Below are 21,178 nucleotides of genomic sequence, written 5' to 3' on the forward strand. Positions count from 1 at the left end.
TCTGTATTTTCAAAAATACACATCTATTCGTTCTATACACGGATTATTGAATGAGATTATTGTTTTGATACACATAATTATTTTGATAAACACCCCATCAGATCTTATCAAAAACAATGGTTGAAGGATCATCCTTTGTAAAAAAACGGTTAATGCTACTAGAAAAATACTTCTTTTTTAATAAGAAAAGAAATTTGTACCCGCTGAAACAAAAAAGAGAGTGGGGCAACTGGTTGCCCCACTCTCTGGTCTTTACTACGAGGTATAGGATTAATATGCTAAAGGAGATTGGATCGAAAGAAAAATGTAATAAGAGATTATTACATTTTTTTGGTTTTTTGGATATCGGCGAAATAACTCTTTCGAATCATTTACTATATGCAAGATACGTTCGTCTATGGCGAAGTAGTGAGATTATTTCACGGATTTATTCCGTTTAAAACACGGAATTTTAGTCACAACTTTAAGAAGCAATATTCCAAAAAATATTTTAAAATATTAATTATCAATATCTTATAAAGAAAAATATACTAATATTCTATAAATTGTATATACAAACTGCAGGGATCAACTACAACGCGAGATAATATCGTTGATTTTACTTTCATCCAAAGGCTTAGAAAATATATCTGTTACAATTGCGTAAGTCTTGGCTTTATCAATATCCTCGTAGTATACAGAAGATGTAAACATAATAATGTGAATTTTTTCAAAACCCGGTCTTTTAAGCTTCTCAAATTCAGCTAAAAACTCCCATCCATCCATAACGGGCATATTGATATCCAACAGAATGATATCAGGCAAAAGTTCAGGCTGATCCGCTCTTGCATGTAAAAAATCAATGGCTTCCTGTCCATTCAAAACCGTATCAATTTGGGGAGAAGGCAAGTATATCTTCAACATTTCCCTACTCAGAAAATTGGTTACATCATCATCATCAACCAGCAAAATATGATGAGCAGGTTTACTCATAGGATAATTTTTTTTTTTTCAGGAACACATGAAACATGCTACCCTTATTCACAATACTTTCTACGGCTATTTTTCCTTCCAACGCTTCTATTTGGTTCTTAATAATATACAATCCCAAGCCTTTTCCGTCTTTATTGTCATGAAAACGCTGATATAAGCCAAATATTTTGTTGCCATATTTTTCTAAATCAATACCCATGCCATTGTCTTTCACATACAGGATCACAAATTCTCCATCTTCTTCAGTGCTGACTGTAATTTCAGGGGCCTGATCTGGTTTTCGATACTTGATGGCATTGGTTAATAAATTTAATAAAATACTATGTAATACTTTTCTGGAAAATAAAATGGAAGGGGCTCTTGAGAAGTCAGCATGAATCACTGCTTCTTTTATACGTATTTCCTCTGAAATTAACTCCAATACTTTTTTTAGCTCCTGATCAAAATACAAAACCTGATCTTTTTCTGCCATATTCGCCCGCGACGATAGAATTTCATTGAGATCATTCAATGTGGCATGTAATCTTTCAACACTCATTTCCATTTTTTCGAGAAAAACATGGTTGCGTTCTGATAAATGTTCTTTATCAAACAGACTCAGTAAACTGATCAGATTCGCAACAGGAGCACGTAAATTATGAGAAGTGATATAGGCGAATTGCTGTAACTCTCGATTGCTATGCATCAACTCTTGCGATAATTGCCTCAACTCGATTTCTTTTTGTTTGATATTATCAATGTCTAAATGAATTCCTGATAATCGAATAGCCCTGCCGGTTTCATCGCGCTTACTGGCTTTACTCATGGTGAGTACCCACTTCCACCTCCGATCCTTTGTACGCATACGGATCATTGCTTGATATATTTCACTTTTCCCTTCCAAATGATCATTCAGCAATTGCATGAGACCCGCTTTTTCATTGGGGTGTAGTAGCTGTTCAAAAGTGGAAAAACTATTCGCTAGTTCATCGGGTTCATACCCCAACATCATTTTCCATTGATCATTGAAGTATACTTCATTATTTGTAATATCCCAATCCCATATACCCAAACCGGCTGCTACAGTAGCCATTTCCAGTCTTTGTTCGCTAATACGGAGTAATTGTTGCGCATGGGCTCTTTCAATAATTTCCGCTTCCAATTCTTCTGTTCTTTTTTTAACCGCTTTACGAAGCGAAAATCCATACAATACAGATATCAGTAGTAAAGAAAGAACGATGATGGATATATAAACTGCATTTTTGAAAAACTTAGAACTTACTTTCTGCGTGCCGTCATATAAAAACCCGGTGAGATCTGGTATATCTCGAATTAAGCCAAGCCGACTATGAATTTCTATGATATGTCTCCATCGACCTTCATTCATATGACCGATCTCAACAAGATCCGGTAATATCAATTTACGCATGGCTTCTGCCTCTACTAATAAATCATCTTTGGTAACACCTCGCTCTTTTACACCCGGTAAACTGAGAATATAATCTGCCATCTCACTGGTATGACTCATCGCGTACGCCCAGCCTTTAAAACTTGCTGTAGTAAATTTCTGAACCAATAGTGGCTCTGATTCTGCCAGCTTCTTTTGGGTAAATAAAACATCCCCATAAAAATCAATTCCATAATTGATCGGGAGTATATAAGAGGGGTCTACCCCCATTTTTCGAAGCTGATTGACTTCTACTGAAATATAAGCAGTGATCGCATCTGCTTTATCCTCTATCAGATCTGTATTTCTCCAACTATGGGATAATATTTTCAATGAATCAGGCGCTATTCCCTCGCGAAGAAATACTGCTTTCAATTCTGTCCAACCTTGATCCGGCGATGCCATCAAACGCTTACCAATCAGATCGGAAGGAACATAGATATTTTTATTTTTGAGCGATAAGATAGTATAAGGAGAATGTTGAAAGATAGCACCCAAAGCTACCAGCGGTTTTCCATTGGCATACTCTACTACCAGATCAGAACCCGTAATACCAAAATCTGCTTCATTATTCAAAACCTGAGGTACGGGTGCATGCATGGGATCTCCCGGCATCAGCTTTACTTTGATTCCCTGTTCCTGATAATATCCTTTTTTTTCTGCTGCATAATATCCCGCAAACTGAAATTGATGCCACCATTTCAATTGAACGCGGACGGAATCATCTGCTGCGAATAATTGGGAGACACTGATCAGAATCAGCAAAAAAATGATGCAATGTTTACAATGGGTGGGGTGTCCTTCAAACACTTTGATCGTATTACTTACTCAATATACTTTTTTTTTAGTTCTGCGTGTGATTGAACAAAAAATTTGGTACAGAGATAAAAAAAAAGAGACAATAGTGATTGTCTCTTATGTGCCCAGGACTGGATTCGAACCAGCACACCCGTGAAGGCGCTGCGACCTGAACACAGTGCGTCTACCAATTTCGCCACCTGGGCAGGTGTTTACCAGCTATACAGCTGTTGTTTCAGGGCTGCAAATATAATAGCAAAGCGTGCTTTTGACAAAGTAAATTTTGAAAATGAACCATCGAAGGAAGCTAAAGCACCATTAAACTACATCCTCTGATATCACTATGGTCTAATCGGCCCCAAACTTCAAACCTGCCATCTTCATATACCCGACCTACATCTTCTGTGGTTATGAAAGAACAGCTATACACATTAGCCAAATCAATCAATTGTAGCACTCCTTTACCAGCTTGTCCTATTCCTAAAGGATCTTCCTCATCTCTTGCCATAACTTTTAACCAGGGTGGACATTCAAAAATGCCATCACCTGTTGAATAGGCCTGACTTAATAATTCAGTCATACCATATTCAGAATGGATATAAGACAGCCCTAGTTGTTGTGCTAAAAAGCCATGTACTTCTGCTCTGGTCATTTCTTTTCTTCTCCCCTTCATACCCCCGGTCTCCATCACGATGGTATGTTTGAGTTGTTGCGGAAACGCGGCAGCAAAATCCAGTAAACCAAAAGTAACCCCTAGCAAAAGCGTTTTTTGTCCGGATGCCTCCAATGCTTTCAGTGTATGGTCTAATTCCTGATGATTATACAGATAAAAGCCGCTGTGAGGGTGTTGGGTCATTTGTATCAATTCTTCCGCCATCATCACCAAGGAAGAATGTTGTCTTTCAAGATACGCGGGTAATAAGGCCAGTATACACCACTCGTCAATCTTACCATAGAACCTTTCAAAACCGTTGATGAAACTTTGTCGGTACAAATGCAAATCCCTTACCCAATGCCGGCTATTTTGTATTTGCGTGGTACCACTACTTTCAAAGAAATAAGCAGCATCCTCACCTGTTAATACCTTTTTTTGCTTAAAAAAAGATACAGGCAACGAGGGAATTTGTTCCGGTGTCTTTACTCTATGCGGATCGATACCCAGTAATGCACACCATTGATGATATACCCGATTATACTGGTACTGAAACCGAAAAATATCCATGCACACTTCATCGAAATGGTCAACAGAAAGAGAGAAAATATTGTTAACATCGAAGGGTAAACCGGTCATCTATTGTGATGTTTTAACTAAATTTGATATGAAAGCAGTACGAATGAAGGCAAAATTATTGATAATAAGCACAATTCTGCTGGCAGTTGCTGCCTGCAAGAAAGATACCTATACCACGAAGCCTCAGTTGACCTTTAAAAGTGTCAATGGTACCAGTTTTGGTCTCAATTCAGCCATTATCTTTTCTATTGAATTTACAGATAAAGAAGGTGATATTCAGGATAGTATATGGGTACAGAAAGTAACCAAGACAAATGGATGTACCAATTTCAGTGATCGTGTGAAAATACCTTCCTTCACACCTACCAATAACCTGAAAGGTACTTTCGAGATTGGTTACAGCACCGGTAATATTCCCAATAGTAATTATACTGTAATTCCTATTTGTAGCAGAAACGATACTTGTTTTTTCCGTTTTTGGGCCAGTGACCTTGCGAAAAACAAAAGTGATACCGTTGTATCACCTGATATTATCATCAGAAGATGATCGTGCATTCATCAGCTGCATGGGTTGTACATATTATGGTGAAAACACTTGAAAAATTATTCCATACTTTTTTCTTCGGTAATTATTTTTATGGCATTTGTGCTGTAGCATTATCGATAGAGGCTTCTTTGCAACAAGGTTATTCACTCAATCACCCATTTTGGTATATCCTACTTTTTGTCGGAACGGTTATTTATTACACCATCGCCTACCTACATGAAAAGAATAGTACCAGTATCAATCCAAGAACCATTTGGTACAAAGAACATCAGGCTTGGATCAGAAAATCGCAATGGCTTCTCCTACTCATAGCCGTAATTACTGGATCTTATTTAGTTTTTCTATATGGTTCAGGTATTCAGTTTGTCAAAACCTGGCAATGGATCATCATACTTGTATTTCCTACACTGGCAGTTTGGTATTATGGCGACGCTATTCCCTGGTTGCATAAAATAAGCTTACGATCTAAAGGGTGGATCAAACCCTTTGTCATCGGTTTTATATGGGCCGGAGTAGTAAATATTTATCCTGCCATCCTTTCCGTCATTGAAAACAAGAGTAGTTATGAACCCGATGTCTTCCACTTTTTGCTGTTTCTCAAAAATGGCATGTTTATCTCCATGTTATGCATCCTTTTTGACATCAAAGATTATGCGACAGACTATAACGAAGAGCTGAAAACATTTGTAGTAAGGTTCGGGCTACGTAAAACCCTTTTTTATATCATTATACCACTGACAGCCTTTGGTTTGGGCACTTTTTTGACCTATGGTACAGTACATCATTTTCCACTGTTTCGAATGCTCATCAACACTGTCCCCTTTATTTTGTTGATAATTGTCACCTATCACATGCACCGTCGTAAAAGCATTCTCTATTATCTTGCAATCATTGACGGGTTAATGCTGGTAAAAGCAATTTGTGGTATTGGCGGAAGTTGGATACAGCACACTTGAACAGCACTCCTCATTCTTAATTGAAGCACTATGGCAAAAGTAAAAACAGTTTCAAAGACAAAATCGAAATCTATCCTGACAGACAAATCCATTGATTTTCTTAAAAAATATATCAACACCCCCTCTCCTGTTGGCTTTGAAAGTGGCGGTCAAAAAGTTTGGTTGGATTATGTGAAACCTTACACAGATAGTTTCTTTACAGATCCTTATGGAACTGCGGTGGGTGTTATCAACCCAACAGCACCCTTCAAAGTTGTAATTGAAGCCCATGCTGATGAAATCAGTTGGTTTGTTAATTATATCAATGACAAGGGATTGATCTATTTGAAGAGAAACGGCGGTGTTGATCATCAGATTGCACCTGCAATGCGTGTCTTTATACATGGTAAAAAAGGACCCGTAAAAGCAGTCTTTGGCTGGCCCGCTATCCATACCCGTCTCAGTAATCCTGATGCAAAAGAACCACAACCCAAAGTAGACAACCTTTGTCTAGACTGTGGTGCACGCAATAAAAAAGAAGTAGAGGCTTTGGGTATACATATCGGCGCAGTGGTTACGTATCAAGAAGGTTTTGATGAACTGGCCAATGATTTTTATATCGGTCGTGCTTTTGATAACCGTATCGGAGGCTTCATGATTGCTGAAGTTGCGCGACTGCTACATGAAAACAAAAAGAAACTACCCTTTGGTTTATATGTGGTGAATGCAGTTCAAGAAGAGATTGGATTGAGAGGTGCTGAGATGATCGCAAGAAGAATTAAACCTGATATTGCCATTGTAACCGATGTGACACACGACACCAGTACTCCCATGATCAGCAAGATCATTGAAGGGGATATTCAATGTGGTAAAGGCCCTTCACTGGCTTACGCTCCTGCTATTCATAACAAATTGTTGAAAATTGTTGAAGATGCAGCAGAGAAAAACAAAATCCCTGTTCAATTCAGAACATTAAGTAGAAGTACTGGAACAGATACGGATAGCTTTGCTTATGCCAATGATGGATGTCCGTCAGTCTTGATTTCAATACCATTAAGATACATGCACACCACTGTAGAGATGTTGCATAAAAATGATATTGAAGAAACCATCAAACTGATGTACCATACACTTTTAACATTAACACCTAAAACAAACCTGAGTTATCTTTGATTTTTTGATCCCTGTCTGCCGACTGGCAGGTTTGATTTCTTAATTTGTCTTGAATCAAAAAATCAAAAAATCAAACTTCATCCCCCATGTGGTCTGAGAAAAAACAAATAAGAGTAGCCGTACTGGATCTGTATGAAGGTCAGGCCAATCAGGGTATGCGTTGTATCAAAGAGATTGTTCACAATTGGGCTTCTGATAAAGGCTTTGATCTTATATACGAGGAATTCGATGTTAGACAAAAACTGTCCGTCCCCGATACCTCATTTGATATCTATATCTCTAGTGGGGGTCCGGGTTCACCTTTAGAAACAGAAGGTTCTGCATGGGAAGTCGCTTATTTTGATTGGCTGGAAAGTATAGAAACTTTCAACAAAACAGCTGTTGATTCCGATAAGAAAAATGTATTCTTCATCTGCCATAGTTTTCAATTGGTGTGCAGGCATTATGGAATTGGCAATGTATGTAAAAGAAAATCCACCGCTTTCGGTGTATTTCCTATTCATATGTTGGATTCGGGTACTGAAGAGCCGGTCTTTGATGGATTAAGAGATCCTTTTTATTCTGTGGATAGCCGAGACTATCAGGTTATTGAACCGGATATTCGTAAGCTTACAGCGATGGGGGCATCAATATTAGCTATAGAAAAAAACAGACCCCATGTGCCTTATGAACGCGCGATAATGGCTATCCGTTTCAATGATCATTTTATTGGCACTCAGTTTCATCCGGAAGCTGACGCTGTGGGCATGCACATGTATTTAATGAGAGAGGATAAAAAGAAAACGGTGATTGATAACCATGGAGAAGCCAAATGGCAAAGCATGGTGGAGCAATTACAGGATCCTGAAAAAATACTCTTCACTTACCATACCATTCTACCTAATTTTTTGAATCAATCTGTTCAGGAAGCAATCTTTTCACAACAAGGTTAAATTAAAGTTTATCTCACTGATTCCCTTTCAGGTATCAAAAGGTTTTTTTACTTTCAAAGACCTAATTTCATTTGTATGGTACCTTCTATCAGACAGGCATTCAATCAACAGTTTACTACTGAGCAATACAAGGCTTATTTGGAAGAATTAAATAGCAAGTTTCCCGGTGCCATTGAGTTTCGGGTTGCTGAAACACCGGTATTCGTTGACCGGGATTTTAAGGAAAAGATATTATCTGCCTGCGAGCATATTGTGGATGTAATCACTCAATTCAATTTTAAAACATTGAGTTCACATGCCATTCCAGCTGATTTAAGAGTCCCCAATGAAAACGATCACACCCATTTTATTGCTTTTGATTTTGGTGTTTGTGTCAATGAAGACGGAGAATATGAACCCCAGTTGATTGAAATGCAAGGCTTCCCCACCTTATTTGGATACCAGGTATGGCAAGACGAAGTCACCAGAAATCATTTTCAAGTACCCAAAGGCTACAGCACTTATCTGAATGGATTTGACCGTGATCGCTATTTATCCTTATTGAAAGAGATCATTCTGGGAAAACACCAACCGGAAAATGTGATATTGTTGGAACTACTACCCCATCAACAAAAAACGAAAATAGATTTTTATTGTACCAGTGAATATACCGGTATCCCCATTGTATGTCTAACTGAATTACAAAAAGAAGGCAATCAATTGTTCTATCGCAATGCAGCAGGTAAAAAAATCAGGGTTCACCGAATTTATAACCGCATCATTTTTGATGACCTGCAGCAACAAAGCGAAGATATCCGTGAAAAAGGGAAATTAATGCTCGAAGAACTGGATGTAGAGTGGGTACCGCATCCCAATTGGTTTTATCGTATCAGTAAATATACTCTTCCATTTATCGATCATCCTTATGTTCCTAAAACCGTCTTTTTGAGTGAACTTGACGAAGTACCCAAGCACCTGGATCAATATGTCTTAAAACCTTTATTCTCTTTTGCAGGTCAAGGTGTGGTAATTGATGTTACACAAGCAGACATCGATAAAATAACCGATCCAGAAAATTGGATACTTCAGAAAAAAGTGCAGTATGCAGATGTCATTGACACACCTGATACTCCTGCCAAAGTAGAGCTCCGTATTTTTTATTTTTGGAAAGAGGGTGAGAGCAGACCGATTGCCACTAACAATCTAGCTCGCTTAAGTAAAGGAAAAATGATTGGTGTTCGTTATAACAAGGATAAAGAATGGGTGGGTGGAAGTTTAGCTTATTTTGAAGAGTAAAACTACTTGTGTTTACTCAAAAGGTATTTATCGTGTATTACCTGACTCATGGTTTTCCCATATACTTTACTCTCTACCCATGAAATCACATCCAGATAAGCAAAGGATCGGGTTTCAAAGCGACTCTTTTCATACTGCTTGATCTTTTCTAAAAATGAGCGCAATTCTGTTTTAACCTGTTTGGCAGGTATTTGAAATGAATGTCTCAGAAAACGAAACATCTCTTCCTCTACAATCGTAAGATTATCCATCTTAGCCATGAAACGGTAAACAGATTTGATCAAAGAACTCTCGATCAACTCTGCATTCCCCAATTCATAGTGAGCCATCAAATGTAATAGACGAGCATAACATTGCAGATCATTACGTAAGTCAACATGATCGTTGATGATTCTCCGTAAATAATCAATACAGGTATTATAATCACCATTTCCGAAATACAAGGATGCTATCTTATAATTGAATACCAAAACCCGATGCTGATCAATATACAATGCATTATCAGACAACTGCTGTTCCAAATCTGATACCAATGTCAATCCATCTCGAAAAGTGCCTTGCATCAAATGCTGATTCAGTTTAGCACTATGGATATAAATAAAACTATGTACCCGGAAAATGTCATGTTTATTCGCAGCTTCACTTTCAGCAAATTGTTCAAACTTTTTGAGTGTGTGGCTAAAAGCTTTAAAATTTCTCAAATCGAAATGTGCATTGAGTAGGTTATGTAAACCTTTGATATAATGCCCGGTTTCTACCTCAACCATAAAAGGTTCTTTTTCAAAAAGGCTTAACCATTTTTGACTATAACGGTAATACATCAGAAAATCCTGACGAATAAAAGCATACCAGCAATAGCTTTGGTACAGATACAATTGCTCATAAAACCCATTCATGATATCTGAATTGGGCGGTAGCTGCTGTTTGAAAAAATCTTTGATATCTTTTTCATCCGCTTCATTTCTGGCATGACCATTTTTCACATACCAACTATATAACTGCAACGCTAAATTGGATAATTGGGTAATCACCCTTCTTTTTTCATTGACCACATTGGCTTCGGCTGTCAATTGCTCAGCCCTGTCTTGCATGCTTCTCGTAATATGTAAGGTCTCAATCTTTTTTTCCAGTGAAATGATCTGAATCAAAAAACTATCCTGATGATACTGATGTGCCAATTCTTTTGCCCTATCTAAAATTTTAAGACTCTGATGATACAATCCTTTATTATACAGAATACGTGCATAGTCAATCTGCTCATGCAATTGCATATCTATACTGTCATTACTTTTCAATAATCGTAAACTGGAAAGCAATTGACGGTACAAATGGTTTTTGAGATTGGCCAATTGAGGTTTCGCTATGCCGGGTATTTTTTTAAACAGGTTTTTTTCATCGAAATCAGAGAGCTTTTCCAATGCATCAAACAACTGTATGACTTTCAGATCATCTTTGGCCGAATTACGTTTGATATACAGTTTAAAATGCCTTTTTTCCGCTTTTTGAAGCGATTTGATCAATTGAAATAAAGGGTCCTGCGAACGGTTGGGCATCATATCATTTTTTACCAAAAAACCAATAAAATCAAGTGTTTCAGACAGCCTATTTCATTTTTAAGATAAAAAAGGAAGTAAAAACTTGTCTTCATACCACCAAAATGGTGCACTACCTTCGAATAGAAGATATATTTCATATAGCAAGACAATCGAAGTATAACAAACAATCGTAATTAACGCGGTAGCGTTCAAAATATCGGGATAATTTCTCCCAAAAGAATTTTCGTATGGCAAGCAATCGTAGAGGTCGTTCCGTTTCCACGGAGGGACCCTTTTTTTGCAATATACTGAAATCTTTAAATATTATTACCCACCAATTTTTTCTTTAGCCCAATTCATGGCTACTTGCAACTGCTCTTCTCGGGTCAAATCACTATTGTCTAGTACCACAGCATCTGCAGCTTGTCTGAGTGGACTGAACTCTCTATTACTATCCATATAATCCCTCATTTCCAAATTACGCTTCACTTCTTCGATAGTGATAGAAGGATTTTTTTCAAATAACTCTTTGAATCTTCTTTCAACTCTTACGGCCGGATCGGCTGTTACAAATATCTTCAGCTCGGCATCCGGAAACACCGTAGTGCCTATATCCCTTCCATCCATGACAATACCTTTTTTCTTTCCCATCAATTGTTGTTGCGCAACACCGAACTCCCGTACTTCTTTTAATGCAGCCACTTCACTCACATGCTCACTTACCACCATCTCACGAATCAGCGATTCAACATTTTCATCATTTAGATACATATCACTTTGACCTGTTAATGGGTTGTATTCAAAGGATAATGAGATTTCAGAAAGAGCTTCTACAACTTTTTGGGTATCAGCATAATTAATATGCTTTCTGAGAAAATAGAGTGTAATAGCACGATACATAGCACCGCTATCAATAAAAACATAATTCAACTCCTTCGCCAGTTGTCGAGCTAAAGTACTTTTGCCACAAGATGAGTAACCGTCTAATGTGATAATAATCTTCTTCATGCATGCTGATATCATGCAAAATTGCAGTAAAAAAACCGATTATTCAGTACAAAAAGAGGAAGTCTCAAAAGTAAAAAGAAGGCTTTGAGAATCGCCTAAATGAAAACTTTCTCCATCAGGTACCCGAATAAAAAGAGGCTGTATCGGACTTTTGATACAGCCTCTTTTTGTACTGAATTGATTGATATTTTTATCCTGGGAGAACAACGCTATCAATGACATGTATCACCCCATTACTTTGATATACATTACTGATAGTTACTTCAGCAGTAGATCCTTTTTCATCTGTTAAGATCAATTTTTTACCCTTCATAGAAGCTTTTAATGACCCACCCGCAACTGTTTTCAATACGGCTGTACCTTTTCCTTCTTTGATCAACTGAGCAATGGCCGCGGCATCATATTTTCCGGCTACCACATGATAAGTTAGAATTTTGGTAAGGGTTGTTTTATTCTCTGGTTTCACCAAAGTTTCTACTGTTCCTGCTGGCAACTTTCCAAAAGCAGCATTGGTAGGTGCAAATACGGTAAATGGACCAGCACTTTGCAGTGTTTCAACTAAACCTGCAGCTTTTACAGCAGCCACTAATGTGGTATGCTCTTTTGAATTCACAGCATTTTCAACAATATTTTTGGAAGGATACATGGGTGCTCCACCTACTTCTACTGTTTTTTCCTGAGACATTGCGAATTGTGTACCTAGAATGGTGCAAAGAATAAAAAAAATCTTTTTCATAATCTGTTGATTTAATTTTTGTTTGTTGTACAGACCATATACGACACATGTTATCAATTGGTTTTTATGAATAAAAAAAGCCTCATAAAAATGAGGCCTTATCATTGAATATGTTGGTTTCTTTATTGCGTAAGTACTTTATCTATGATATGTATCAGTCCATTGTTTTGTTCATTATCCCGCAAAACAATGGCAGATTGCTTTCCTTGTGGATTGGTCAAAAGAATTTTTTTCCCTTTTTTGGTTACCTGTAAGACATCCCCCGATAATGTTGTAAGTGATGCAGTGCCATCTGCTTCTTTGATCATTTTTATCAATGCATTCGCATCAAGTCTTCCTGAAACGATATGACTTTTGATCAAACGGTTTAATTTTTTCTTGTCCTCATCCGTTGAACTGATGTTTCCCTGCATCAGTTTGGTAAAAGATTCATTGGAAGGGGCGAAAAAAGTATAGGGCCCTTGCTTTTGTAACAATTCAATTAAATCTGCTGATTGGATGGCCATTACAAGACTGGTATGTTCTCCTGATGAACCTAAATTTTCAACGATATTTTTCTGAGGCGACATTCTTGAAGCAGCTGAATTAACATTGCCACCTCCTCTAGACTCTATCCCAAATGCCACCAATTGTGCTTGTACTATTAATGTGCTAAAAACAAATAAAAGAGCAAATATTAATTTTTTCATGGTGCATTATTTGCGTCTAACTTAATAAGAATTTTACAAAGAGCATGCACACAGCCTAAAAAAGGTCAGGAAAATCTGTAATGATCCCATCAACCCCCAATGTACGCAGTTCCTGGATCTTGGTTCGATCATTCACAGTCCATGGAATCAGCTTAACACCCAAATCCCTGCATTGCTTTACCAACAAAGGTGTCACTAATGAAAAAGAAGGACTATAAATAGTAGGAACAAAACCTAGCTCCTTTAATTGAAGCGCAAATGTTTGAGGATGATTTCCTTCAATCAATAAGGCGGTTGGAATGGATGGATATTTTTGATGCAGGTATTGGAGTGTACGAATGTCAAAAGACTGAATGGTGGTTTTCTCTTGTATTTGTTTACGTTGGATCACTTCCATGATCAGGTCAACAAATAAGGCTGGAGCAGGATGATATATACCATCTGTAGCAGGCTGAGATTTGGTTTCAATATTAAAGGCCGGTATAGGTTTTCCTGTTTTCGTACAATATGCCAGTACAGAATCAATCATCTCAGATAATAAAGGCTTATAGGCAGCTATTTTTTGTTGTTTTGGGAAACGAGAGAAGGTCTTTGATCCAACATCATACTTGCGAACAGTGGCATAATCCATTTGAAAAATATTCAGCTTTTTTTCTTCTTCAGCAGTTACATAAGTTCCATCAGGTTTTGTGGTGATATCATGACTAAAAAAAGGTTCATGGCTCAATATCACTTGTTGGTCTGCTGTAATCACTACATCTGTTTCCAAAGTTGTAACACCCAAGTCAATGGCCTTGAGCATGGCAGGAATGGTATTTTCCGGCATGAGCCCTCTACATCCGCGATGTCCCTGTTTATCGAATGAAGATAATTTCGTTTGATTATTTTTTGCGGAAAAGCAAGAGAGTAACAGTATCAGCATCCAAGCTTTATTCATGATCTAAAGAATTGTTGTTTGCGTTTACTCATTTCTTCTGCTACTGCTTTCTCTTCCCAATTACCAGAACTGAGTTTAGACACAATATTATCGAAACTTTGCTCATCCCTATTCTGACTCAACTTAAAAACAGCATCTGTTTGCAATAATTTAATCTCAAATGCTACAATCGCTTTTGATAAACGACTAATATAATCTTCAGGAAGTTCTTTGTACTGTGAAGGAGAAGAAGGGTTTTGTTCAAAATGAGCCGTTAACTCTTCCAACATTGTAGGTAATGCTTCGTCGCTGAGTAAATGCATTTTCCCGCGAGCATGAACGGTCATATAATTCCAGGTAGATGCCTGCTTCTTATTTTCATACCAGCTTGCGCTAACATATGCATGTGGACCTGAAAACAACACCAGTACATGGTCATTTTGCAAAAAAGCTTGGTGATGATCCGTTTGCTTCATGAAATGACCTTGCAAGTAAAGAACACCCTCTCTTTCCTTTATTAAGATTGGAAGTTGTGTAGCTACCGGCTCGTTTGAAGCCGATACTCCAATTAAAGTTGCAAAAGGATGGGCTTTGATGAATGCAATGATTTCATCTTGATTCTTTTCCTGATAACTGGGAAGATGGTACATACGACGGATCTGATTTAGGTTTCAAACAAAATTATTGCACCTCACCCGTTCAGATGTACCATTCATACCATTATGAACGAATCAGCATCATTCAGTTACCTGAACAGTTTGCGTTTTGGGGGCACCGGCATTCCTGATCGCGATATTACGAACTGCATTGCCCGCAAATTGACGAAGTGCATTTTTACTTACCTCTTCATTTCCGACCATAGCAGGTGTTCCCAAATCGCCCCCTTCTCTTATTTCCTGTACCAAAGGAATTTGTCCGAGGAAAGGCAAATCATATTCTTCTGCTAAATTCTTACCGCCATCTTTTCCAAACAGATAATATTTGTTTTGGGGCAATTCTGCCGGAGTGAAATAAGCCATATTCTCTACCAAACCTATGATAGGAACATTGATTTGTGCCTGTCCAAACATAGCAATACCCTTTTTCGCATCTGCCAATGCTACATTTTGTGGAGTTGTTACAATGATCACACCTGTCACAGGTACGGTTTGCATCAGTGTAAGATGAATATCTCCGGTTCCTGGTGGCATATCAATGACGAGGTAATCCAATTCTCCCCAATCTACATCTGTCACAAACTGACGAATAGCGCTACTCGCCATTGGTCCGCGCCAAACCACTGCATTTTTTTCATCAACCAATAAACCAATACTCATCAGTTTGATCCCATATTTTTCCAAAGGAATGATCATTCCTTTTCCATTTACTTCTTTCATCATTGGACGCTCACCGCGAACGCCAAACATAATGGGTACACTTGGTCCATAAATATCTGCATCCATCAAACCTACGGATGCACCTCCTTCTGCTAAAGCAAGTGCAAGGTTAGCAGATACTGTACTTTTCCCAACACCACCTTTACCACTTACTACCGCAATAATATTTTTGACACCCGATAACACTTGTTGATTATCCTTACGGGTAGATGAAGTATTGGATGTGAAATTCACCGTCACTTTTGCTTCTTTGTCTACCAACAATTTAACAGCGTTTTCACTGGCTGTACGCATCATATCTTTCATCGGACAAGCAGGTGTTGTCAGTACAATCGTAAAGCTCACTTCTTTATCCTTGATCTGAATATCTTTCACCATATTCAAAGTCACCAAATCTTTTCCCAGATCAGGTTCTTGTACATTACTCAGTGCACTCAGTATAGCCGCTTCTGTCATCACGCAAGTTTTTGTTAAAAAATCAATTTGGCTGCAAAGTTAACCGCTCGCAACCTTACTTTGTCAGAATTAAGGTGAGTTTTCAACAATCTGCATGGCTGGTTGTTGTCGATTTTGGGAAAACCATTTGTATTTTTACCGTGATGAAAATATTTCTACGATTATCTGTTGTTACTGCCTTCTTTTTGCTGACCATCGGAAAAGCGATGTCACAGCGAAATGAATACCGAGATTCAGTGGTACAACTGTATGGCGTGGTAATGACAGCTGATAGTTTAATGGCGATTCCATCCGCTAGCATTATTGTAGAAGGAAAAGGAAGAGGTACCATTACCAATCCTGACGGGGTTTTCTCTATTGCTGTACTCAAAGGCGATCGTATTACATTTTCCTGTGTTGGATTCAAGAATAGAAGCATTGAGATTCCCCGCGATCTGCCCGATAATCAGTACAGTGTGATCCAATTATTGGTGAGTGATACGGCTTATTTGCCTGCAACCATCCTAAAACCTCGCCCCACCAGAGAGCAATTTGAACGTGATTTTGTGAACATGAAGATCGCTGACGACGCATATGAGATCGCCAGAAAGAATACGGATGAGGCTCAACGTCGAATTCTGATCAATAGCTTGCCTGCCGATGGAAGAGAAGCCATCAATTACCAATTGAGACAGCAGGCGAATAAATACTACTATTCCGGACAATTACCTCCGATGAATATCCTAAATCCTGCGGCTTGGGCTGATTTTATTAAGGCCTGGAAAAGAGGGGATTTTAAACGCAAAGACTAATATTTCAGCTTTATTGCTTGTTTTTTCAACAGATTTTCTTTCGTTACGGATAGCGGCTTTACTTTTGCGCATACTTAAAACGATTGAATATGCCAGTTACGAATGTTAGTGTGATCGGTGCCGGAACCATGGGTAATGGAATAGCGCACGTATTTGCTCAAAATGGGTTTTCTGTTCAGCTCATCGATGTGAATGCAGCTCAATTGGAAAAAGCAGTACAAACCATTTCAAAGAATCTAGACCGCCAAATCGCTAAGGGCACTTTAACGGAAGAACAAAAGACAGCAACACTAGCAAGACTTCAAACAGCAACAGATTTGAAAAAAGGAGTTTCACAAGCTGATCTGGTAGTAGAAGCCGCTACCGAAAATGTGGAATTGAAACTGAATATTTTCAAAATGATTGATGAAGCAGCTCCTGCACATACCATTCTTGCATCCAATACTTCTTCTATCTCTATTACCAAAATTGCTGCTGTTACTAAGAGACCCGAAAAGGTAATCGGAATGCATTTTATGAATCCTGTTCCGGTGATGAAATTGGTAGAGATCATTAACGGTTATGCTACTACAACAGATATCACGGATACGATTGTAACACTTAGTAAAACATTGGGTAAAGTTCCTTGTGTGGTGAATGATTATCCGGGATTTATCGCCAACAAGATTTTAATGCCCATGATCAATGAAGCAATCTGTAGTTTGTATGAAGGCATTGCAGATGTAGAAGCCATTGATACCATCATGAAACTAGGAATGGCACATCCAATGGGACCTCTACAACTCGCAGACTTTATTGGATTAGATGTTTGCTTAAGCATTCTTCAGGTACTGCATGAAGGATTCGGCAATCCGAAATATGCACCTTGTCCACTTTTGGTGAATATGGTGACTGCAGGTAAACTAGGCGTAAAATCCGGAGAAGGATTTTACAAATACACAACCGGAAGCAAGGAACTGATCGTTAGTGATCGTTTTAAAAAATAAACGAAATAAAGACCGATTGATATTCCTCAATCGGTCTTTTAATGTTGCCTATGTTTTTCATCCTCTCGAAACTGCTTTATTTTCTTTTAATACCCTTCAATTGGATCATCCTCTTATTGATCAGTATTTATTTTGTGAAATCAGCAAGACTCAAACGCAGATTAATCTTGATGACTGTTTTGATTACTTTGGTCTTTAGCAATCCATGGTTGTATAAAAAAGCCAACAAATGCTGGCAAGCAGACTCCAAAGCGTTATCACAAATGAAAAATTATGAATTGGGTATTCTTCTAACCGGTATGGTCAATTTTGATACTAGAGATCAAGGTTTCTTTGGATCAGCAGCAGATCGATTCATACAAACTGCAACACTTTATCATACCGGAAAAATCAAAAAAATTCTTGTGACCGGAGGTAGTGGATCATTGCTGCATACCTACAAACCCGAAGCGGTATTCTTAAAAGAAATGCTGGTTAATAATAATATTCCTGAGCAGGATATCATCGTGGAGCCTGATTCCAGAAATACTTATGAGAATGCGATATTCAGTAAACGAATAGTAGATTCCTTAAACATAAGCACTCCTTCATTACTTATCACATCTGCCTTACACATGAGAAGATCTGAGGCTGTATTTAAAAAAGCGGGGATCCGGTTTGATAGTTACGCTGCCGACTTTAAAGTAGTAGATGAGTATTTTTCAATTGACGATACATTGATTCCTGATGCCAAACTTTTAAAAGATTGGACTCACTTAATCAAAGAAGTAATAGGGCTTTGGGTCTATCAATTAACAGGAAAAGCCTGACTATTTTGATTGTTGTATTGTTACCGTATGCAGCTCTTTAAATCTGTATAACACTTCTTCCAATCTACTTTTCGGTATCCCGATTTTGAGTAAACAAAACAACTGCATCTCCTGATGAATCACAGTACAATTGAATTGTTTGACAACCATCATGACTTCATTCATGGTCGTATAATCAAAATTCACATCATAGATGATTTCAATGGGCTTTTGTATCACCGGAATCATCTGCAAAGCCATGGAAGCCGACGATTTGTAAGCATTGATGAGTCCGGGCACACCCAATAAAGTACCTCCAAAATACCTCACCACAATAACCCCCGTATCTGTTAATTCTTTACTATCGATTTGACCTAAAATAGGTTTTCCCGCAGAGCCGGAGGGTTCACCATCATCACTTACCCTGAACTGATTACCATCTAACCCCAATCGATAAGCAAAACAATGATGTACGGCTTTGGGATGTTCTTTTTTCAGTAATTGCAATTGTTGTTTAAAATCATCCGGCGTACTCATGGGAAAAGCATAAGCCAGGAAACGGCTGCCACGATCCTTGAACTCAGCGAATCCTTGTCTATCAATGGTTTGATAATATTCGTTTTCCATCATTGTCATAACTGATCTCCAAATGCAATTAAATAAATAGCCACTAATGATAATAATATTCCTAACCAGTTGATCTTTGTCAATCGTTCTTTAAATAAAATCCAAGCAACCACTGCACTAAACAATACAATACCCATGTTGTTGACTGGAATACTGGCACTGGTTTGCCAAGGACTTTCTTGTAAAAAATGAACCAAACACCAGATAGAAAAATAATTGGGTATACCAATCAGCATTCCGGCTAGCAGATTTTTCCAAACAAATACTTGCTTTCTTCGAATCAACTGGATGAGTAAAAGCAATGATCCAATCGTAGCTGCTGAGAAGAAAGAACTGACTAGGTAGTCATTATTATTTTCTGCAGTCACATAAGTCAATTGAACATGATTGATCAATGCATCCAATAAACCACTACTGATGAATAATACCAATGGAAGCAAGTACACCCATTTATTTTTTTGAGCAGTATGCCCCTTTTCAGCATTTGTATAACAGGTCAATACTACTGCTACTAATGCAAGCCCCACTCCCACTGCTTTCCAGCCCGCTACGGTTTCTTGGTAAAGATATACCGATAAGATTACGGGGATAATAAGCGACAGTTTATTGGCTACAGAAGCCACAGCCACTCCATTTTTTTGTGCAGTGATGGCCACAATATTAAATATGCTCACAAACATCACTCCCATAATCATGGCCCAACCAAACCAAGGGGTTTGTATATTTTCCATATGTATAGGAAAAGCCCCATTTATGATACTCCCTGTAATCACACAAGTGATATAATTGAATACAATGGCTTGAAAAACATTCACCCCATATTTTTCACAAGCTTTAAAGGAAAGCGTGAGATAACTGGTTAACACTATACTTCCGATCAAATAGATCATTTCGTTTTCTTGTTTTTTGGGTGGATAAACATATTGATCTGATCGGTCATACTTCTAAAAGAATGGAACATAGTAGGGTTTTTGATCATTGGAGCTGCCAGCCCGGAACCTACTTGTAAAGTTGTATTCGTAATGATACGAGCTTCGTCCCATTGATCTGCATCTATAAATGATTGTAACAACTTTGCTCCACCTTCAACTAAAATACTTTGAATACCGTTTTGATAACAGTAAACAAATAGTTGATCAATAAAAGACTGATCAGTATTGATTTTCACAAATCTAAGCTCCCCTTGTTGATCATTCTTTTGCTCATTGAAAATAATCACCGGATTACCATCACGAAACATGATAAGATTATCAGGTAATCGTAAATGTTTGTCAATAACCAATCGCAAAGGTGATCTACCTAACCAATACCTGTTGGTAAGTGAAGGGTTATCCTTGATCGCTGTTTCTGTACCAATTAAAATAGCAGCTTCTTCGCTTCTCCATCGATGAACAAGACGATTGGTTTGTTCATGGGTTATCAATAATCGATCATCTGAAATGCCGGCGATAAAACCATCGCTGCTTTGCGCCCACTTCAGAATGATATAAGGACGTTTTCGTTGATGGAAACAAAAAAATCGATTGTTCAAATCCATTGCTTCTTTTTCCAATACACCGGTCAACACTTCAATACCGGCTTGTTGTAGTAACTGAATCCCTTTTCCATTTACCGCTTCAAAAGGATCACTACAGGCCACCACTACTTTACGGATCTTTTTTTCAATGATCAGGTGGCTACAGGGTGGTGTTTTACCAAAATGAGCACAAGGTTCTAAAGACACATAGAGTGTTGAGTCGGGTATGAGGTATTCATCTGCTTGGTTTACGGAACGAATACAATTGACTTCGGCATGAGGACCTCCATAGATTTGATGCCAGCCTTCACCTATGATCCTGTTCTGGTACACGAGTACGGCCCCAACCATTGGATTCGGTGATACAAAGCCGGCACCATGGCGAGCCAACTCCAGACAACGAAACATGTACTCTTGATGAAGATCAGACATAAGGAATAGACAAAAATAGCCAAATGGTGCTTA

Annotated in this window: 21 protein-coding genes and 1 tRNA gene; 8 read left to right on the forward strand and 14 right to left on the reverse strand. The window is 38.1% G+C overall.

The window, feature by feature from the left end; translation table 11 throughout:
• Positions 1-567 precede the first annotated feature (567 nt).
• From ACTIEV_RS10885 to ACTIEV_RS10900, 4 genes are all read right to left on the reverse strand, one after another.
• Entirely contained in the window at positions 568-972 is a 405-nt protein-coding gene (locus tag ACTIEV_RS10885; RefSeq protein WP_322196772.1) for a response regulator, read from the reverse strand.
• Positions 965-3,208: an ABC transporter substrate-binding protein gene (locus ACTIEV_RS10890; RefSeq protein WP_439516458.1), complete on the reverse strand. Its 2,244-nt coding sequence runs from the start codon at positions 3,206-3,208 to the stop codon at positions 965-967. Before ACTIEV_RS10890 ends, ACTIEV_RS10885 begins: the two co-directional genes overlap by 8 nt.
• Before the next feature lie 110 nt (positions 3,209-3,318).
• Positions 3,319-3,402, reverse strand: a tRNA-Leu gene (locus tag ACTIEV_RS10895).
• Between the two features lie 101 nt (positions 3,403-3,503).
• Entirely contained in the window at positions 3,504-4,487 is a 984-nt protein-coding gene (locus tag ACTIEV_RS10900) for an acyl transferase (RefSeq protein ID WP_322196774.1), read from the reverse strand.
• 28 nt (positions 4,488-4,515) lie between these two features.
• Here ACTIEV_RS10900 and ACTIEV_RS10905 point away from each other — a divergent pair, with 28 nt between their 5' ends.
• The 5 genes from ACTIEV_RS10905 (at position 4,516) to ACTIEV_RS10925 (ending at position 9,289) form a co-directional block, all read left to right on the forward strand.
• Positions 4,516-4,974, forward strand: coding sequence for a hypothetical protein (locus ACTIEV_RS10905; RefSeq protein ID WP_322196775.1), 459 nt, complete (start codon positions 4,516-4,518; stop codon positions 4,972-4,974).
• A complete protein-coding gene (locus tag ACTIEV_RS10910) occupies positions 4,971-5,930 on the forward strand; it encodes a hypothetical protein (RefSeq protein WP_322196776.1) in 960 nt (319 codons plus the stop codon). The genes ACTIEV_RS10905 and ACTIEV_RS10910 overlap by 4 nt, the downstream gene beginning before the upstream one ends.
• 30 nt (positions 5,931-5,960) lie before the next feature.
• On the forward strand, positions 5,961-7,082 hold the full coding sequence (locus ACTIEV_RS10915; protein ID WP_322196777.1) for a M42 family metallopeptidase: 1,122 nt from the start codon (positions 5,961-5,963) through the stop codon (positions 7,080-7,082).
• An 86-nt stretch (positions 7,083-7,168) separates the two neighbouring features.
• Positions 7,169-8,014 carry a type 1 glutamine amidotransferase gene (locus ACTIEV_RS10920; RefSeq protein WP_322196778.1) on the forward strand — a complete coding sequence of 282 codons (846 nt, stop codon included), beginning with the start codon at positions 7,169-7,171 and terminating at the stop codon, positions 8,012-8,014.
• A gap of 75 nt (positions 8,015-8,089) precedes the next feature.
• Positions 8,090-9,289 (forward strand): hypothetical protein, encoded by a 1,200-nt coding sequence (locus ACTIEV_RS10925; protein ID WP_322196779.1) that lies wholly within the window; start codon positions 8,090-8,092, stop codon positions 9,287-9,289.
• Positions 9,290-9,291: 2 nt separating this feature from the next.
• On the opposite strand, the gene ACTIEV_RS10930 is transcribed toward ACTIEV_RS10925, so the two are convergent.
• From ACTIEV_RS10930 to ACTIEV_RS10960, 7 genes are all read right to left on the reverse strand, one after another.
• Complete coding sequence (locus ACTIEV_RS10930) at positions 9,292-10,842, reverse strand: hypothetical protein (RefSeq protein ID WP_322196780.1); 1,551 nt, start codon at positions 10,840-10,842, stop codon at positions 9,292-9,294.
• Between the two features lie 309 nt (positions 10,843-11,151).
• Complete coding sequence (gene cmk / locus ACTIEV_RS10935; protein ID WP_322196781.1) at positions 11,152-11,832, reverse strand: (d)CMP kinase; 681 nt, start codon at positions 11,830-11,832, stop codon at positions 11,152-11,154.
• Positions 11,833-12,022: 190 nt separating this feature from the next.
• Complete coding sequence (locus ACTIEV_RS10940) at positions 12,023-12,568, reverse strand: fasciclin domain-containing protein (protein ID WP_439516459.1); 546 nt, start codon at positions 12,566-12,568, stop codon at positions 12,023-12,025.
• 122 nt (positions 12,569-12,690) lie between these two features.
• Positions 12,691-13,257 carry a fasciclin domain-containing protein gene (locus tag ACTIEV_RS10945; protein ID WP_439516460.1) on the reverse strand — a complete coding sequence of 189 codons (567 nt, stop codon included), beginning with the start codon at positions 13,255-13,257 and terminating at the stop codon, positions 12,691-12,693.
• Between the two features lie 55 nt (positions 13,258-13,312).
• Entirely contained in the window at positions 13,313-14,194 is an 882-nt protein-coding gene (locus ACTIEV_RS10950) for a glycerophosphodiester phosphodiesterase family protein (protein WP_439516461.1), read from the reverse strand.
• Positions 14,191-14,823 carry an FMN-binding negative transcriptional regulator gene (locus ACTIEV_RS10955; protein WP_322196784.1) on the reverse strand — a complete coding sequence of 211 codons (633 nt, stop codon included), beginning with the start codon at positions 14,821-14,823 and terminating at the stop codon, positions 14,191-14,193. Before ACTIEV_RS10955 ends, ACTIEV_RS10950 begins: the two co-directional genes overlap by 4 nt.
• Before the next feature lie 87 nt (positions 14,824-14,910).
• A complete protein-coding gene (locus ACTIEV_RS10960) occupies positions 14,911-16,005 on the reverse strand; it encodes an Mrp/NBP35 family ATP-binding protein (RefSeq protein ID WP_322196785.1) in 1,095 nt (364 codons plus the stop codon).
• A 143-nt stretch (positions 16,006-16,148) separates the two neighbouring features.
• On the opposite strand from ACTIEV_RS10960, the gene ACTIEV_RS10965 reads away from it, so the two are divergent.
• The 3 genes from ACTIEV_RS10965 to ACTIEV_RS10975 all read left to right on the forward strand — a co-directional run bounded on the left by ACTIEV_RS10965 (position 16,149) and on the right by ACTIEV_RS10975 (position 18,591).
• The gene (locus ACTIEV_RS10965; protein ID WP_250686132.1) at positions 16,149-16,796 is read left to right on the forward strand and encodes a carboxypeptidase-like regulatory domain-containing protein; all 648 of its coding nucleotides are present in this window, start codon (positions 16,149-16,151) and stop codon (positions 16,794-16,796) included.
• 89 nt (positions 16,797-16,885) lie between these two features.
• The gene (locus tag ACTIEV_RS10970) at positions 16,886-17,782 is read left to right on the forward strand and encodes a 3-hydroxybutyryl-CoA dehydrogenase (protein WP_322196786.1); all 897 of its coding nucleotides are present in this window, start codon (positions 16,886-16,888) and stop codon (positions 17,780-17,782) included.
• Positions 17,783-17,832: 50 nt separating this feature from the next.
• On the forward strand, positions 17,833-18,591 hold the full coding sequence (locus ACTIEV_RS10975) for a YdcF family protein (protein WP_322196787.1): 759 nt from the start codon (positions 17,833-17,835) through the stop codon (positions 18,589-18,591).
• Here ACTIEV_RS10975 and ACTIEV_RS10980 read toward each other — a convergent pair whose 3' ends face one another.
• From ACTIEV_RS10980 to ribD, 3 genes are read right to left on the reverse strand one after another with little or no spacing between them, the layout of a single operon-like run.
• Positions 18,592-19,206 (reverse strand): IMPACT family protein, encoded by a 615-nt coding sequence (locus tag ACTIEV_RS10980; RefSeq protein ID WP_439516462.1) that lies wholly within the window; start codon positions 19,204-19,206, stop codon positions 18,592-18,594.
• Positions 19,203-20,087 (reverse strand): EamA family transporter, encoded by an 885-nt coding sequence (locus ACTIEV_RS10985; protein ID WP_322196789.1) that lies wholly within the window; start codon positions 20,085-20,087, stop codon positions 19,203-19,205. The genes ACTIEV_RS10980 and ACTIEV_RS10985 overlap by 4 nt, the downstream gene beginning before the upstream one ends.
• A complete protein-coding gene (gene ribD, locus ACTIEV_RS10990) occupies positions 20,084-21,121 on the reverse strand; it encodes a bifunctional diaminohydroxyphosphoribosylaminopyrimidine deaminase/5-amino-6-(5-phosphoribosylamino)uracil reductase RibD (RefSeq protein WP_416194687.1) in 1,038 nt (345 codons plus the stop codon). The genes ACTIEV_RS10985 and ribD overlap by 4 nt, the downstream gene beginning before the upstream one ends.
• Between the last annotated feature and the right edge of the window lie 57 nt (positions 21,122-21,178).

The organism is Sediminibacterium sp., from assembly GCF_051861365.1.
GTDB lineage: Bacteria > Bacteroidota > Bacteroidia > Chitinophagales > Chitinophagaceae > Sediminibacterium.